The organism is Xanthomonas arboricola pv. guizotiae (genome assembly GCF_002940205.1).
Taxonomy (GTDB): Bacteria; Pseudomonadota; Gammaproteobacteria; order Xanthomonadales; family Xanthomonadaceae; genus Xanthomonas; species Xanthomonas arboricola_C.
In genome coordinates this window covers 1-741 of the sequence record NZ_MDSK01000114.1, presented here as the reverse complement: position 1 = coordinate 741, position 741 = coordinate 1, and the positions used below count along the sequence as shown (strand labels likewise).

Here is a 741-nt window from a genome sequence, read left to right as displayed (position 1 = left end):
AGCTCACAAGATCGGATTTCATCCATTGCATCAGTGAGTTAGCGGATATTTTGGCGCACCAAAACTACCCTGCCAATGCCAGTTCAGTCTCATACGGTTCCGGGACCGCCTCCACATCAATCAGGTAATCCCCGAAGCGCTTTACATGGCTGGTCACGTACGGGCTGAGGAACGCCACGTCCTCCCGCGTGATCTTCCACCCCTGCCGCATCAGAGACGTCATGATTCGGGTCTGTTCGACCACGTTGTAGAAGAAGACGGCATTGGAGACCAGGTCGTTGTATTGGACGGCCTTCTCCTGCTCAACGGGGTCATTGTCGGCAATCACTCCTTACCCCGCCGAAGAAGAAATACTTTGCGAAGCCGTTGTAGGCCTCCACCTTGTTGGTCGAGGCGGTGATCTGTTCGCGCAACTGGCGGTTGGAGATGTACTGCAGCAGGAACAAGTGCGCACGGCCGAACCAAGCGCCTTGAAGGCCTGGTACAGCCGGTTCTTGCGGCTGTAGTTGCCCAGCTTGCGCATCAGCATCGAGGCCGCGATCTTGCCGGTCTTGATCGAGAGCACGACCTGCATCAGGTCTTTCCAGTGGGTCTCGATCAGATCCCAGTCGACAGTGTCCCGGAACAGCGCGTCGATGTGTTCGTAACGAATGTCCTCATCGGGTCGGAAGAACTTGTATTGGGGTTCAGCCGACATACGAGTAAAAATGACTCGCAGAATCCGATGTCTTTTGTGAAAAC

General features: G+C 55.1%; 1 pseudogene. It reads right to left on the bottom strand.

Annotated features, from left to right (window positions below):
- Positions 1-64 precede the first annotated feature (64 nt).
- Positions 65-741: pseudogene (locus XarbCFBP7408_RS22055) on the bottom strand (Tn3 family transposase); the annotation flags it as partial.